This is a genomic window from Burkholderia sp. MSMB1826 (genome assembly GCF_001526325.1).
Lineage (GTDB): Bacteria > Pseudomonadota > Gammaproteobacteria > Burkholderiales > Burkholderiaceae > Burkholderia.
This window is the reverse complement of sequence record NZ_LOYN01000038.1, coordinates 75,046-90,283: the sequence shown is the minus strand read 5'-3', so window position 1 is coordinate 90,283 and position 15,238 is coordinate 75,046. Positions and strand designations below refer to the sequence as shown.

Sequence of the window (15,238 nt, the reverse complement as noted above, 5' to 3'; positions counted from 1 at the left end):
CGCGGCCTCCCGTTATCGTCCGCTGCCGAGCGCCTGCGCGGCCGGCATCGCTTCGTACGGCGTCTCGCGCACGGTCGGCTTCGCTTCGCGGCGCGCGCGCAGCACGGCGATCAGCCCGTATACCGCGATGCTGACCACGACGAAGATGAACAGCCCGGCCAGCGCCGCATCGATGTAGTCGTTGAAGATGATCCGCTTCATCTGCGCGATCGACTTCGCCGGCGCGAGCACCTTGCCTTCGTCCACCGCGGCCTGCAGCTTCGCGGCGTGCGCGAGGAAGCTGACCTTCGGATTCGCGTCGAAAATCTTCTGCCAGCCGGCCGTCAGCGTGCAGATCAGCAGCCATGCGGTCGGCACGATCGTCACCCATGCATAGCGCTCGCGCTTCATCTTGAACAGCACGACGGTGCCGAGCACCAGCGCGATCGCGGCGAGCATCTGGTTCGAGATGCCGAACAGCGGCCACAGCGTGTTGATGCCGCCGAGAGGATCGACCACGCCCTGGTACAGGAAGTAGCCCCACGCGGCCACGCACAGCGCGGTGGCGACGAGGTTCGCGGGCAGCGACTCGGTGCGCTTGAGCGCCGGGTGGAACGTGCCGAGCAGGTCCTGCAGCATGAAGCGGCCCGCACGCGTGCCCGCATCGACGGCCGTCAGGATGAACAGCGCCTCGAACAGGATCGCGAAGTGATACCAGAACGCCATCATCGCTTCGCCGCCGATCACCTGGTGCAGGATGTGCGCCATGCCGACGGCCAGCGTCGGCGCGCCGCCCGCGCGCGCGATGATCGTCGTTTCGCCGACGGCCTTCGCGGTCTGCGTGAGCATGTCGGGCGTCAGCACGAAGCCCCATTGCGTGACGGTGTTCGCGACGGCTTCCGGCGTCGAGCCGAGCACGGCGGCCGGTGCGTTCATCGCGAAGTAGATGCCCGGCTCGATCACGCACGCGGCCACCAGCGCCATGATCGCGACGAACGATTCCATCAGCATCGCGCCATAACCGATGAAGCGCGCGTTGGTTTCGTTGTCGATCAGCTTCGGCGTCGTGCCCGACGAGATCAGCGCGTGGAAGCCCGACACCGCGCCGCACGCGATCGTGATGAACAGGAACGGGAACAGGTTGCCCGACCACACGGGGCCGGTGCCGTCGACGAACTTCGTCAGCGCGGGCATCTTCAGCTCCGGTGCGACGACCAGGATGCCGATCGCTAGGCCGAGGATCGTGCCGATCTTCAGGAACGTCGACAGGTAGTCGCGCGGCGCGAGCAGCAGCCACACCGGCAGCACCGACGCGACGAAGCCGTAGCCGATCAGGATCCACGTGAGCTGCGTGCCGCTGAACGTGAACCACGCGGCGAGGGTCGGCGAATCGTGCACGTGCTGACCGAACGCGATCGACGCCATCAGCAGCACGAAGCCGATGATCGACACTTCGCCGATGCGGCCCGGACGGATGAAGCGCGTATAGACGCCCATGAACAGCGCGATCGGAATCGTCGCGGCGACGGTGAACGTACCCCACGGCGAATTGGTCAGCGCCTTCACGACGATCAGCGCGAGCACCGCGAGGATGATCACCATGATCAGGAACGCGCCGAACAGCGCGATCACGCCGGGCACCGTGCCGAGTTCCATCTTGACGAGGTCGCCGAGCGAGCGGCCGTCGCGGCGCGTCGAGATGAACAGCACGATGAAGTCCTGCACCGCGCCGGCGAACACGACGCCGGCCAGGATCCACAGCATGCCGGGCGTGTAGCCCATCTGCGCGGCGAGCACGGGGCCGACCAGCGGCCCGGCGCCGGCGATCGCGGCGAAGTGATGGCCGAACAGCACGTACTTGTTGGTCGGCACGTAGTCGAGGCCGTCGTTGTACTTGACCGCCGGCGTCATCCGCAGCCCGTCGAGCTGCATGACCTTGCTGGCGATGAAACGGCTGTAGAAGCGATACGCGATCAGATACACGCAGACTGCGGCGATCACGATCCAGAGGGCACTGACGCGCTCGCCGTGTGCAAGCGCGATCGTGCCGAATGCGAACGCGCCGAGCAGCGCGACCGCGATCCAGAGCAGGGTACTGGAAGCCCGATTCATGGCGTCTCCTGGTCTCCAATGTGTTTTTGAGTGGATGCGGCGAGAGGCCGAACCCGCGTGACGTCGATGCGTCGTGCCGCGGCCTCGCAGAGACCGCGGCGATGGGCCGTAGTATTCCGCGCGACGGGGGCCCCTTACAAGCGGATAACTACGTATGAGGATCTACGTAGAATTACGTAGATGCGTGGCGCCTGCATGCCGTCAGGCCGCGATTGCCCGCGACCGGCGAGCCACGTACAGTATTTGCCTGCCTCCATTCCGGAACCGCCATGCCGATCGGATTTCAGAAGATGAACGCGAATGGCGATGACTTCGTCATCGTCGACCTGCGCGGCCGGGAACACGATCCCGCGCAGCGCATCGATCGCGACCTCGTGCGGCGCATGGGCGACCGGCGTCGCGGCATCGGCTTCAACCAGCTCGCGGCGATCTCGAACGACGACGACGCAGCCGCGCGCGTCGCGTTCTGGAATCCCGACGGCTCGGCGCTCGATACCTGCGGCAGCGCGACGCGCGGCGTCGCATGGAAGCTGATGCGGGAAACCGGCGCGGCGTCGGTCATGCTGCGCACGAATCGCGGGCGCCTGCACTGTGCGCAGGGGGCGGATGGGCTGATCGAGGTCGAAATGGGCGCGCCGCGGCTCGGCTGGCAGGACGTGCCACTCTCGGAAGCCGTCGACACGCTCGCGCTGCCGCTGCCCGGTGCGCCGGCCGCCTGCAGCATGGGCAATCCGCACTGCACGTTCTTCGTCGACGACGTCGCTGCGCTCGACATCGAAGCGCTCGGCCCGCCGATCGAAGCGCATCCGCTGTTTCCACTGAAGACCAACGTCCATTTCGTGCAGGTCCTCAGCCGCACGCATGTCCGTCTACGTATCTGGGAACGCGGCGGCGGCGTGCCGCTCGGCTCCGGCTCGTGTTCGTGCGGCGCGGTGGTCAACGGCGTCCGGCGCGGGCTGCTCGACGACACCGTGCGGGTGACGTGCGACGGCGGCGACGTCACCGTTCGATGGCACGGCGCAGGCAGCGCGTTCCTGAGCGGGCCGGTGACGTTCGGGTTCGACGGAGTGTGGCTGTGACGCCCGACGACGCACGAACTTTCCACGCGCTGCGCCCGCGCCTGCAGAAGATCGCGTACCGGATGCTCGGTTCCGTCGCGGATGCCGAGGACATCGTGCAGGACGTGTGGCTGCGCTGGCACGACGCGGCGCGCGACAGCATCGAGAACGCCGAGGCGTGGCTCGTCGCGGTCACGACGCGCACGTCGATCGATCGCCTGCGCGCGGCGAAGCTCCGGCGCGAGCACTATACGGGTATCTGGCTGCCCGAACCGGAGCTCGGCGAATCGCCCGCGACGCCCGAGGAAATGACGGAGCGCGCGAACGACGTGTCGGTGGCGTACCTGCTGTTGCTCGAACGGCTGACGCCGGAAGCGCGCGCGGCGTTCCTGCTGCATGAAATCTTCGAGTTCGACTACGACCGGATCGCCGACGCGATCGGCAAGACCGAAGCCGCGTGCCGGCAGCTCGTCAGCCGGGCCCGGGCGCGGCTGCGCGACGATACCCTGCCGCGGCATGCGGTGCCGCACGAAACGCATCGCCGGCTGCTGCAGACGTTCACGCAGGCGCTGGCACGAGGCGACTTCCCGTCGATCCAGGCGCTGCTCGCCGAAGATGCGATGCTGATCGGCGACGGCGGCGGTCACGTCCAGAGCTTCCCGAAACCGATGGTCGGCGGCCGGCGCATCGCCCAACTGTTCTATGCGACGTGGTTGCGCTGCGGCAGCGGTGTCGAGATGCGGCCGGTCGTGCTCAACGGCCAGTGGGCGCTGCTGCGCTTCATCGACGGGCGGCTCGAAGCGGCGATGGCGTTCGAGACCGACGGTACGCGCATCGGCCGGATTCTCGTGCAGCGCAACCCCGACAAGCTCGCCCGGATCGCGGCTGCCTGCGCCGCCGGCTGACGCGTGCATCGCGCGCCGGCCGCGGTCGAGCGCGGATTGGTGCAGCGCGCGCAACACGATGCGTCCCCGTGCGTGGCTACCGCGCACCGGCGCACCCTCCTAAGATGATTTCGCGCGGCGCCCTGCCGCCCACGACACCCGCGCAGCGCGGGCCAGCCTCTTCGTCGCCAGGAGAAATCATGACGCAGCGTATCAACTACATTCAACAGTCGCCCGAGCTGTTCAGGAAATTCCTCGAACTCAGCAACCAACTGCGCAACGGCGCGATCGAGGAATCGATCCGGGATCTCGTGTCGCTCCGAGCATCCCAGATCAACGGCTGCGCGTTCTGCGTCGACATGCACGTGAAGGAAGCGCGCATCCACGGCGAGCGCGAGCTGCGCCTGCACCATCTGGCGACGTGGCGCGAATCGACGCTCTTCTCGCCGCGCGAGCGGGCCGCGCTCGCGTGGACCGAAGTCCTGACGACACTGCCCGAGCACGGCGTACCGGACGACCTCTACGAGCGCGTGCGCGGCCAGTTCTCCGAAAAGGAATTGTCCGACCTGACGTTCGAAGTGATGGCGATCAACGGCTGGAACCGCGCGAACGTCGCGTTCCGGACCGTGCCGGGCTCGTCCGACAAGGCGTTCGGCCTCGACAAGGCGAATCTCGCCTGACGGCCGCCCGCCACCCTCCTTCGCTGCCGGCCCTCGGCCGGCGGCCCACCGGAAGCCACCACCATGATTCGCATGACACACGTGATCGCGTCCGCGCTCGTCGTCGCGGGCGCCGCGACCGGCGCCGCTCGCGCGGCGCCCTCGGCCATCGTCACGCCGCTGATGACGAAGCCGCTCGACGCGTACCCGGGCAAGGAAGCGCTGATGATCTCGGTCGAGTATCCGCCCGGCGCGGTCGATCCCGTCCACCGCCACCACGCCGACGCGTTCGTCTATGTGGTCGAGGGTTCGATCGTGATGCAGGTGAAGGGCGGCGAGCCCGTCACGCTGAAGCCGGGCGACACCTTCTACGAGGGCCCGAACGACTTGCACACGGTCGGACGCAACGCGAGCCGGACCCGGCCCGCGAAGTTCATCGTGCTGCTGTTGAAGGACAAGGGCGCACCCGTGCTCGTGCCGGAAAAATAGCCGGCTCGCACGTCGCCCGCACCCTGTTTGAAAAAATGCGGCGGGCGGTGTCACAGGCAGCAGCGCTGAAACGTCTAGTCGCATACGGACACCACGATTCCAGCGCCTCCATGCCCGACACCTCCATTCGCCGCCCCGATGCCGACGATCCGTTCGCGCGCAGCTTCTCGACCTGCTATGCCGGCGTGGTCACCTTTCTGGCCGTCGTCACCGAAGGCAGCTTCGCGCGCGCCGCCGATCGCCTCGGCGTCGGCCGCTCGTCCGTCAGCCGCCACGTGCAACGGCTCGAGGACCGGCTCGACGCACGCCTGTTCCAGCGCACGACCCGCAGCGTGTCGCTGACGCGCGAAGGCGAGCTTTTCTACGAAAACTGCCGGCCCGGCATCGAGCATCTGGCGCAGGCGCTCGAGGACATGCGCGAGCTGCGCAGCGGGCCGCCGAGCGGACACCTGCGCGTCGGCTCGACCCCGGGCTTCGGCCGCAAGGTCGTCGCGCCGCTGCTGCGCGATTTCCATGCGCGGTATCCGGACATCACGCTCGACCTGCTGCTGAACGACCGGCCGGCCGATTTCTCCGCCGACCGCATCGACGTCGCGTTTCGCGACGGCCGCATGGAGGACAGCGCGATCGTCGCGCGCCGGCTGATTCCGATGCAGATGATCGTCTGTGCGTCGCCGTCGTACGCGCACCGGCACGGCTTGCCGCGCCACGTCGACGATCTCGCCCGGCATCGCTGCATCAACCTGTGCACCGCGTCGGGCCGCGTGACGGAATGGGAATTCAGGATCGACGGACTGACGCAGCAGCGTCAGGTCGCCGCGCATCACACGTTCAACGACATCGACCTCGTCGTGCGCGCGGCGCTCGACGGGCTCGGCATCGCGCAACTGCCGGCGTATCAGGTGTGCGACCTGCTCGCCGACGGCCGGCTGGTGAGCTGTCTCGGCCAGCATGCGCCGGACGACGGCGGACACTACCTCTGCTACCTGAGCCGCAAGCACCTGCCCACGCGCATCCGCGTGTTCATCGACTACATGATCGAACAGACGCGTGCGCGCGACCTGCAGTGCCCGGCCACGATGACGACGATGGCGCCGCTGGAGACGATCGATTGATGCATTCGCAGCAACACGGTGAGGGCTTGCAGGCCTCTACCGGATCACGCGGCGCATGCCTACGATGCGGGCTGTTCGACACGCACGCGAGTACGGCGCTGCGCCGTTCGGCAAGATACCGGCCCGGTCGCGCGAGCGCGACGGTCGCCGGTTTCGGCAGGTTCAAGCGGCGTGCATGTCGCGCGCCCGTTCAAGGAGAGCAATCGTGAAAATCGTCGTGATTGGCGGTACCGGCCTCATCGGCAGCAAGGTCGTCAGGAACCTGGTCGCACGCGGCCACGACGCGGTGGCGGCCGCGCCGTCGACCGGCGTCGATACGATCACGGGCACGGGACTGGACGACGCGCTCGCCGGCGCGGAAGTCGTCGTCGATCTCGCGAATTCGCCGTCGTTCGAGGAAGCGGCCGTGAAGGCCTTCTTCGAGGCGTCGGGGCGCAACCTGTTCGCCGCGGAGCGCGCGGCCCGCGTGCGCCATCACGTCGCGCTGTCGGTGGTCGGCACCGACCGGCTGCAGCAGAGCGCGTATTTCCGCGGCAAGATCATTCAGGAAAACCTGATCCGCGATGCAGGCGTGCCGTACACGATCGTGCGCTCGACGCAGTTCTTCGAATTCGTCGGGGCGATCGCGCAGGCTGGCACGCAAGGCGACACGGTCCGGTTGACCACCGCGCACTTCCAGCCGATCGCATCGGACGACGTCGCGGCCGCCGTGACCGACTTCGCGCTCGACGCGCCGCGCAACGGCATCGCCGAGATCGGCGGCCCCGAGCGCGTGCGGATCGCGGATCTGGTCGAGCGTTTCCTGGCGGCCACGCACGACGCGCGGACGGTGACGCGCGATGCGGGCGCCGACTACTTCGGCGCGCTGCTGCAGGACGACACGCTCGTGCCGGCGCCCGGTGCACGCCTCGGCACGACGACCTTCGACGCATGGTCCCGGCAGAACGCGCTCGTGCGCTGAACGCCGCAGCCGGATCACCCACGCCATGACGCCGCTGCGCCCTCCGCCGCTGTCGCTGCTCGACCGGTATCGCGGACGGGAACCGCAGACGCTGTACTCGACGACGGTGACCGTCACGGGCGGGGCGGCCGAGCACGGCCGCGCATCGGGCGTCGCCCGTTCCGACGACGGACGCCTGGACATCGAGCTGCGCCTGCCGTCCGCGCTGGGCGGGCCCGGCGACGGTCCGAACCCGGAGCAGTTGTTCGCCGCCAGCTATGCGGCGTGCTTTCACGGCGCGCTGAGCCTGCTGGCTGCACGGGCAGGCGTGTCGATCGCCGGCGCATCGGTATCCGCATCGATCGACTTCTGTCGCGATCCGATGGACGGGCTGTTCATGCTGAACGCGAACATTCGCGTGCAGTTGCCGGGCGTCGAACGCGCGGTGGCGGAAGAACTCGTCCGCAATACGGAGCGTTTCTGTCCGTACACGAAGATGGCGCACGAGGGAATCAGCCACGTCGTGGCGCTCGCGCCGGCGGACGATGCGCCCGAACGCTAAACGGCACGCACATTCAACTCATCGTCTTCACGAGAAAGTCATGCAGTCATTCGACAACAAGGTGGTCCTCATTACCGGCGGCGGTGCCGGCATCGGGCTGGCAGCGGCCGTCGCGTTCGCACGCGAAGGCGCGCGCGTCGTCATCACGGGCCGCCGCGAAGATGCGCTGTCCGCAGCCGCGCGCAGCGCGCCGGGCATCGACTACGTGGTCGCGGATGCCGGCGATCCGGCCGACGCCGCGCGCACGATCGACGAAGCGGTCGCCCTGGCGGGGCGGCTCGACGTGCTGGTCAACAATGCGGGCGCGGGTGCAATCCTGCCGCTCGAGCAGGCTACCTTCGAAGCGATCAGTGCGATCTTCTCGGTCAATACGCTCGGACCGTCGATGCTCGCGACCGCCGCGTTGCCGCACCTGAAAGCAGCCCGCGGCAGCATCGTCAACGTGTCGAGCACGTTCGGACACAAGGCCGCGGCGCTGTTGTCGCACTATGCGGCGAGCAAGGCCGCGCTCGAGCATCTGACGCGCTGCTGGGCGCTCGAGCTCGCATCGGCGGGCGTACGCGTGAACGCCGTCGCGGCGGGTCCGACGGAAACGGACTTCCTGTCGGAACGGATGAAGCTGTCGGCACCCGAGATCGAAGCGATCAAGGCGCAGGAGCGCGCGCGCATTCCGCTTGGCCGGCGCGGCGAGCCCGCGGACGTCGCGAACTGGATCGTGTCGCTCGCATCGCCGCAGGCGGCATGGATGACGGGGCAGGTGATCACGGTCGACGGCGGACTCGACGCAACCTGACCGTCGCGAGAACGCGCGGCACGCGACGGACGACGCGTGCCGCGCGAGGTGGCAGATCAGTGCTTTTCGTCGAGCTTCTTCGGCTTCGGCGGCGACGGCACCTTCGCGTACTGGAACGCCGGCGTGGCCTTCAGCGCCTCCTTGGTCGCACCGGGCAGATAGATGTTGCCGTTGCGCACGTCGAGCGACGCGATCGGCACCGCGACGTCGTGCGCGGCCACGCCGAGGAAGCCGCCGGCCGACACGATCGCGGCCGACACCGAGCCGTCCGGCGCGACGATCAGGTCGCGGACCTTACCGACTTTCTGGTTCTCGTCGTTGTACACGGTCTTGCCGAGCACGCTCTTCTTCACGCTCCAGCCTTCGAGCAGCGCCTGCGATTGCTCGACGGTCACGCTGATCGGCTGCGCGCCCGCGATCTGCGCGTGCGCGCCGACGCTCGAGGCGAGGACGGTTGCTACGAGGAGGGTCTTGTAGAACTTCATATGCGTTGCACTCCGGTTCGGTTGTTGTGGATTCCGGGAACGAAGCGACACGGGTGCAACGGCCGATCGGTGAGCACCCTGCGGGTGGCCGCCCCGCGGATGGCCGCCCCGCGCTTCGTCAGTCGCGTGGCGGCCGACCGCGCCGCCACGGCGTGTGTGCGTGGCGGACCGACATGGCCGGGCCGCAGCGTGCAACACGGCGTTCATGGTAGCGGCAAACGACGGATCGTGCGTTCGGAGTGCGATGCAGCAGGTAGGGCGAACCGGATCGGGATCAAAGATCACGCAGAACGGACGGGCGCGCGGCACGAAAAAATGACGCCGCGGCCCGTCGATCAGGACAACCTCGCAGACGGCCACCCGATCTTCGCGGCGCGCCGAACGACGCGGTGGCCGGCACGCCGCCGCGCCGCTGCGTCACGCATTGCGCGAATACACCCTGCGATGCCGCACCGCCTCCGCCAGCACGTCGAGCACCGGCTCCGTCTGCGTCCAGCTCAGGCACGCATCGGTGATCGACACGCCGTACTGCAACGGCACGCCCGGCTTCAGATCCTGGCGGCCGGCCTCGAGATGGCTCTCCACCATCACGCCGACGATCCGGTGCTCGCCCTGCGACAGTTGCCGCGCGAGATCCTGCGCCACCTCGATCTGCCGCTCGTGCGACTTGTTCGAGTTCGCATGCGAGCAATCGACCATCACCTGCTCGCGCAGGCCGGCCTTGCGCAGCACCGCGCAGCTCGCTTCGACGTGCGCCGCATCGTAGTTCGGTCCGTTCTTGCCGCCGCGCAGGATCACGTGCGCATCGTCGTTGCCGCGCGTCTCGAAGATCGCGGCCATCCCCATCTTCGTCATCCCCATGAACGCATGGCTCGCGGCTGCGGCGACGATCGCGTCCGACGCGACCTGCACGCCGCCGTCGGTGCCGTTCTTGAAGCCGATCGGGCAGCTCAGGCCAGACGCGAGCTGGCGATGGCTCTGGCTCTCAGTCGTGCGCGCGCCGATCGCGCCCCACGCGATCAGGTCGGCAATGTACTGCGGGCTCAGCAGATCGAGGAATTCGGTCGACGCCGGCAGGCCGAGCGCGTTGATGTCGAGCAGCAGTTGCCGCGCGGCGCGCAGCCCTTCGTTGATGCGGAAGCTGCCGTCGAGACGCGGATCGTTGATGTACCCCTTCCAGCCGACCGTCGTGCGCGGCTTCTCGAAGTAGACGCGCATCGTGATCAGCAGGTCGTCCTTCAGCGCGTCGGCGGCGACCTTCAGGCGGCGCGCGTAATCGAGCGCCTGGTCGTGATCGTGGATCGAGCACGGGCCGACGACGAGCAGCAGCCGGTCGTCGCGGCCGTGCAGGATATCGCCGATCGCGCGGCGCGTATCCTCGACGAGCGTCTGCGTGGCGGCCGGCACCGGCAGTTCGTCGAGCAACAGCGCCGGGGAAATCAGCGGGCGCACGGCGCCGATGCGGACGTCGTCGATGCGCGTGGTGTCCTGCGTCGCGTCGGCGCTGCCTACCTCGCGATCGTGGGAAGGATTGTCGAGGTTCTGCATGGCGATTCTCCGGGGACGTCTATCTGGAATGATGGGCAGGCTCGATTATGGCACCCGGGCGAGGCAGCAGCCGACACGCCGGCCGAAGACGCGCTGCATGGCAGCGTCCACGACCTGTCGGAACAAGTTCGCACGGAACAGGGGTGGCGCGTCAACGCAGACTCGGCTCCACGCCCGAGACGGCCGCCGACGACATCGCGCTGAAGTGACGCGGCGGTGCGCGCGCACCACCGCCATTGCGTCAGGAAGCGATCAGCCCGCGTCGCCCTGCGCGTCGACGTCGATCCCCAGTTCGCCGGCCATCCGGCGAACCAGCGCATTCAGCCGCGCCACTTCATCCGCGAGGCGTTTCTGTTCGGCCTTCAGCGCTTCGAATTCGGAAGGCGGCACAGCCTCCGCACCGCCGGCATCCGCGCTCGCGAAATCGGCCACGTTCACCGCGCCGCACATCAGATGCATCCAGCGGTTCTCGCGCGCGCCCGGTGCACGCGGCAGCCGGACGACGAGGGGTTGCGCGCGCGCCGCGAGTTCGTCGAGGAACGCCTCGACCGACGAGATATCCGCGAAGCCGTGCAGGCGCGCGCTGTTCAGGCGCAACTCGGCGGCCGTCTGCGGGCCGCGCAGCAACAGGATCGTCAACAGCGCGATCGCCTGGCTCGGAATGCCGAGTACGCGGTTCATGTTGTGCTCGAAACGCGGCACGCGGCTGCTGCTGCCCTCCATCACGAGGCTCAAGTGCTTCAGCCCGTCGAGCGCGGTCGTGACTTCGTCCTCGCTGACGTTCATCACCGGCGAGCGCGCGGTTTTCTGGTTGCAGCCCGCGGTCAGCGCGTTCAGCGACAGCGGGTAGGTATCCGGCACCGTGTGCTGTTTCTCGACGAGCACGCCGAGAATGCGGGCCTCGAGAGGCGTGAGTTCGCGAAGAGCGCGGGGCGTGGGCGTATCCGGCGTGGTGTTCATGAGTGGCGTCGCAGCGTGCAGCAGGTGAAGGGAAACGGTCGCGGCCCGTCCGGCGTCGCGCACGGGCGAGCCATATGATAGCTCGCGACGCGCGGCCCGGCGCCACTCGCCGCACCGGTGCGCGCACGCGCCACAGCGGGCTTTCGTCGGACGTAGCGGCGCGCCCGATAGCGGGCGACGACGCGGCGACCCATGTGCACGGCGCCGCAGATTCGTCCTTCGCGCACGCCCAGGCGTTTGCGCGATGCGCATGCCGGCGCTACGATAGATGTTCATCCCGATATCAGCGGCGCCGCGCGCGGCCTTCACACGTCGATACCACTCATCGCTCGCGTTGAACGCGCTGCATCATGCCGCGCGCCGCTCGCCAAACCCGTTCACGCCCTCACCGGTTCACCACCATGACTGCATCTTCTCCCGCACCCGTGCGCGCCATCGTCACCGGACACACGCGCGGCGTCGGCGCGGCGCTCGCCGAACAACTGCTGCAGGAAGGCATCGCCGTGCTCGGCGTGTCGCGCAGCCGTCATCCGTCGCTCGCGTCGCAGGCCGGCGAGCGCTTCGCCGAAGTCGAACTCGACCTGTCGGACTCGAAGACCATCGCGACCTGGCTGGCCGGCGACACCCTGCGCCGCTTCGTCGACGGCGCGTCGCTCGTGCTGCTGTTCAACAACGCGGGCATCGTCGATCCGATCGGCCCGCTCGCCGCGCAGGACCCGGCGATCGTCGCCCGCGCGGTCGGCCTGAACGTCGCCGCGCCGCTGATGTTGTCGGCCGCGCTCGCACAGGCCGCGTCGGCCGCGACCGAATGCCGGATCGTGCACCTGTCGAGCGGTGCGGCCCGCAACGCGTATGCGGGCTGGAGCGTCTACTGCGCGACCAAGGCCGCGCTCGATCACCATGCGCGCGCCGTCGCGCTCGACGCGAACGGCGCGCTGCGCATCTGCAGCGTCGCACCGGGCGTCGTCGACACGGGCATGCAGGCCACGATCCGCGCGACCGGCAAAGACGATTTCCCGATGCGCGAGAAATTCGACGAGCTGAAGTCGAGTGGCGCGCTCGCGACGCCCGAGGCAACCGCCCGGCAACTGATCGGCTATGCGCTGAGCGACGCATTCGGCAACGAGCCGACGGCCGACGTGCGCAACCTGCCGACGAAGTAGCATCGGACGCGGCGCGTCATCCTTCGAGCCGCTTCGTCCAGTCTTCGACCTGCCGCGCCGTCCGGCGCTTTTCCAGCATGCTGCGCCAGCCGGGCGGCAGCAACGGCACGTCGCACAGCGCATCGAGCGCGGCCATGTCGAGCGTGCGTCGATACAGCACGTCGAGCACCGTCGACAGCGGCCATTGCGGGTAGCGGCGCGCGTGCAGCGCCAGCACATCGCCCGCCACCACCCAGCCCTCCTGCAACACGCGGTAGTACCAGCCGGTCCGGCCGCTTTGCTGCACGAGCGCCGCCATCCGCGGATGATCGAAACGCGCGTTGAGCTTCCAGCACGGCTGCCGCGACTGCGACACCTGGAGCACCGCGCCGCCGAGCATGAACACGTCGCCGAGACACACGTCGTGCTCGGTGATGCCGCGCGTCGACAGGTTCTCGCCGAACGCGCCCGGCCGGGCGAGCACGTCGCGCGCGCCGATCTGCCCGGCCCACCACGCATAGTGATCGTGCGCATAGTGATGAACGGCCTTGTCGGGGCCGCCGTGATGCCGCGCATCGGCCTGCGCGTCGCCGGCGAAGCCGAGCGCGCCCAGCCACAGGCGTGCATCCACCGGCTGCTTGTCGATCGCGCTTGCGTGCGGCGTGCCGGCGAGCGGACGGCTCGCGCCGATCCGCACCGCGCCGATGGCGGCCGCGATCGCCGGCCGGGCGTCGTCGCTCATGCGGCCACACCGGCCGGCAGCGCCGCGAGCAGTCGTTCGAGTTCGCGCGTGCGTGCTTCGCCGAGCGGCAGCAGCGGCCGCCTCGGTTCGCCGGCGTCGAAGCCGCGCAGCCTCAACCCGGCCTTCACGGTCACCGGCAACCCGCCGTTGACGATGAACTGCAGCAACGGCAACTGCGCGTGAAAAACCGATCGGGCGCGCGCGAGGTCGCCGGTGCGCATCGCGTCGAACAACGCGAGCGGCAACGCGGCATTCAGGTTCGGCGCGGCCGTGCACCATCCGGCCGCGCCCGCGGCCAGCGCGGCGAGCGCCATCGGATTGCTGCCGTTGTAGAACGGGATCGTCCCGTCGCTCAATTGCGCGAGCCGATGCATCCGGCCGATGTCGCCGGTGCTCTCCTTGACCATCGTCACGTTGTCGACGGTGCGGCAGATCGTCGTGATCAGGTCCGGCGACATGTCGACGCCGCTCGTCGCCGGGTTGTTGTACAGCATGATCGGGATGCCGATCGCTGCACCGATCGCGCGGTAGTGCGCGACGATCTCGTCGTTCCCGAGCTTCCAGTACGACACCGGCAGCACCATCACCGCATCGGCGCCGGCCTGCTCGGCGAAGCGGGCACGGCGCACCGCGCCCGCCGTGGTGAGATCGGAAATGCCGACGACGGTCGGCACGCGCCGGCGCACCGCGCGAATCGACGCGGTGGCGACGGCCTCCCATTCGGCATCGGACAGGTAGGCACTTTCGCCGGTACTGCCCAGCGGCGCGATCGCGTGAACGCCGTCGGCGATCAGGCGCTCGATCAGCGCATCGAGCGCTGTCAGGTCGACGCCGCCGTCGGCGGCGAACGGCGTAACCGGGTAGGCAATGATGCCCTTCAACAGAATCGTCACGATTCGTATTCCTCAATGATTGTCTGACAGGAGCGGAACGACACGCCCGCTTATGCGACGCAGTCCCGATGCGTCCGCAACGCGCGGCGCGCATAGTAGTCGAACGTCACCGCATCGCGCTTCGGCTTGGAGATCCAGTCGTGCGCTTCGCGCGCGAGCGCCGGCGGCACCGGCTTGATCTCGCCAGCCGACATCGCGAGCAGTTGCAGCTTCGCGGCGCGCTCGATCAGCAGCGCGAGCATGCACGCCTCCTCGATCGTCTTGCCGACCACGAGCTGGCCGTGATGCGACAGCAGGATCGCGCGCTTGCTGCCGAGCGCCTTCGAGATGATCTCGCCCTCCTCGTTGCCGACCGGCACGCCCGGCCAGTCCTTCAGGAACGCGCAATCGTCGTACAGCGGGCAGGTGTCCATGTGCGACACCACGAGCGGCTGCTCGAGCATCGACAGCGCCGCGACATGCGCCGGATGCGTGTGGATGATGCAGTTCACGTCCGGGCGCTCGCGATAGATCCACGTATGGAACCGGTTGGCCGGGTTCGGAATGCCTTCGCCATCGACGACGTCGAGATCCTCGTTCACGCGCAGCAGGTTCTCGGCCGAGATCTCGTCGAAGCCGAGCCCGAGCCGCTGCGTGTAGTAGGTGCCGGCCGCATCCGCGCGGCAGGTGATCTGCCCGGCCAGGCCCGAGTCGTGGCCGGCGTCGAACAGGATCCGGCACGTCAGCGCGAGCTTTTGCCGCGCGGACCAGCCGCTGTCGCCCACTTCGTTTTCAAGGCGCCGCTCCGCCAGCGCGACCAGCGCTTCCTTCGTCAAATTCAGCGTTTCCGCCATGTTCGCCTCCTGAATGCACCGGGTCTGCCGCGCCGTCCGCGGCC

General features: G+C 68.5%; 16 protein-coding genes. 9 read left to right on the top strand and 7 right to left on the bottom strand.

Going from position 1 to position 15,238, the window contains the following annotated elements; genetic code table 11:
- Positions 1-12: 12 nt before the first annotated feature.
- Complete coding sequence (locus WS95_RS22795; protein WP_034205896.1) at positions 13-2,091, bottom strand: carbon starvation CstA family protein; 2,079 nt, start codon at positions 2,089-2,091, stop codon at positions 13-15.
- A 269-nt stretch (positions 2,092-2,360) separates the two neighbouring features.
- On the opposite strand from WS95_RS22795, the gene dapF reads away from it, so the two are divergent.
- The 8 genes from dapF (at position 2,361) to WS95_RS22755 (ending at position 8,591) form a co-directional block, all read left to right on the top strand.
- Positions 2,361-3,170 (top strand): diaminopimelate epimerase, encoded by an 810-nt coding sequence (dapF, locus tag WS95_RS22790; protein WP_059826210.1) that lies wholly within the window; start codon positions 2,361-2,363, stop codon positions 3,168-3,170.
- Positions 3,167-4,054 carry an RNA polymerase sigma-70 factor gene (locus WS95_RS22785; RefSeq protein ID WP_034205894.1) on the top strand — a complete coding sequence of 296 codons (888 nt, stop codon included), beginning with the start codon at positions 3,167-3,169 and terminating at the stop codon, positions 4,052-4,054. Before dapF ends, WS95_RS22785 begins: the two co-directional genes overlap by 4 nt.
- A 179-nt stretch (positions 4,055-4,233) precedes the next feature.
- Positions 4,234-4,713: a carboxymuconolactone decarboxylase family protein gene (locus WS95_RS22780; protein WP_059826207.1), complete on the top strand. Its 480-nt coding sequence runs from the start codon at positions 4,234-4,236 to the stop codon at positions 4,711-4,713.
- Between the two features lie 63 nt (positions 4,714-4,776).
- Positions 4,777-5,181 (top strand): cupin domain-containing protein, encoded by a 405-nt coding sequence (locus WS95_RS22775; protein ID WP_034205892.1) that lies wholly within the window; start codon positions 4,777-4,779, stop codon positions 5,179-5,181.
- Between the two features lie 110 nt (positions 5,182-5,291).
- Complete coding sequence (locus tag WS95_RS22770) at positions 5,292-6,296, top strand: LysR family transcriptional regulator (protein ID WP_059826204.1); 1,005 nt, start codon at positions 5,292-5,294, stop codon at positions 6,294-6,296.
- A gap of 205 nt (positions 6,297-6,501) precedes the next feature.
- A complete protein-coding gene (locus WS95_RS22765; RefSeq protein WP_059826201.1) occupies positions 6,502-7,257 on the top strand; it encodes an SDR family oxidoreductase in 756 nt (251 codons plus the stop codon).
- Between the two features lie 25 nt (positions 7,258-7,282).
- Positions 7,283-7,798 (top strand): Ohr family peroxiredoxin, encoded by a 516-nt coding sequence (locus WS95_RS22760; protein WP_034205889.1) that lies wholly within the window; start codon positions 7,283-7,285, stop codon positions 7,796-7,798.
- Positions 7,799-7,838: 40 nt separating this feature from the next.
- Entirely contained in the window at positions 7,839-8,591 is a 753-nt protein-coding gene (locus WS95_RS22755) for an SDR family NAD(P)-dependent oxidoreductase (RefSeq protein ID WP_059826198.1), read from the top strand.
- Between the two features lie 56 nt (positions 8,592-8,647).
- On the opposite strand, the gene WS95_RS22750 is transcribed toward WS95_RS22755, so the two are convergent.
- The 3 genes from WS95_RS22750 to WS95_RS22740 form a co-directional block, all read right to left on the bottom strand.
- Positions 8,648-9,076 (bottom strand): PRC-barrel domain-containing protein, encoded by a 429-nt coding sequence (locus tag WS95_RS22750; protein ID WP_059826196.1) that lies wholly within the window; start codon positions 9,074-9,076, stop codon positions 8,648-8,650.
- Between the two features lie 417 nt (positions 9,077-9,493).
- Positions 9,494-10,624: a 3-deoxy-7-phosphoheptulonate synthase gene (locus tag WS95_RS22745; RefSeq protein WP_034205886.1), complete on the bottom strand. Its 1,131-nt coding sequence runs from the start codon at positions 10,622-10,624 to the stop codon at positions 9,494-9,496.
- A gap of 252 nt (positions 10,625-10,876) precedes the next feature.
- The gene (locus tag WS95_RS22740; RefSeq protein ID WP_059826192.1) at positions 10,877-11,584 is read right to left on the bottom strand and encodes a YceH family protein; all 708 of its coding nucleotides are present in this window, start codon (positions 11,582-11,584) and stop codon (positions 10,877-10,879) included.
- Between the two features lie 401 nt (positions 11,585-11,985).
- On the opposite strand from WS95_RS22740, the gene WS95_RS22735 reads away from it, so the two are divergent.
- Positions 11,986-12,747 carry an SDR family oxidoreductase gene (locus WS95_RS22735; RefSeq protein WP_034205884.1) on the top strand — a complete coding sequence of 254 codons (762 nt, stop codon included), beginning with the start codon at positions 11,986-11,988 and terminating at the stop codon, positions 12,745-12,747.
- Between the two features lie 16 nt (positions 12,748-12,763).
- Here WS95_RS22735 and WS95_RS22730 read toward each other — a convergent pair whose 3' ends face one another.
- Genes WS95_RS22730 through WS95_RS22720 form a run of 3 tightly spaced genes read right to left on the bottom strand, consistent with a single transcriptional unit; the run spans position 12,764 to position 15,194 of the window.
- Positions 12,764-13,468 (bottom strand): MOSC domain-containing protein, encoded by a 705-nt coding sequence (locus tag WS95_RS22730; RefSeq protein ID WP_059826189.1) that lies wholly within the window; start codon positions 13,466-13,468, stop codon positions 12,764-12,766.
- The gene (locus WS95_RS22725) at positions 13,465-14,361 is read right to left on the bottom strand and encodes a dihydrodipicolinate synthase family protein (RefSeq protein ID WP_059826185.1); all 897 of its coding nucleotides are present in this window, start codon (positions 14,359-14,361) and stop codon (positions 13,465-13,467) included. The genes WS95_RS22730 and WS95_RS22725 overlap by 4 nt, the downstream gene beginning before the upstream one ends.
- 50 nt (positions 14,362-14,411) lie before the next feature.
- On the bottom strand, positions 14,412-15,194 hold the full coding sequence (locus tag WS95_RS22720; protein WP_059826182.1) for an aldolase: 783 nt from the start codon (positions 15,192-15,194) through the stop codon (positions 14,412-14,414).
- Positions 15,195-15,238 lie beyond the last annotated feature (44 nt).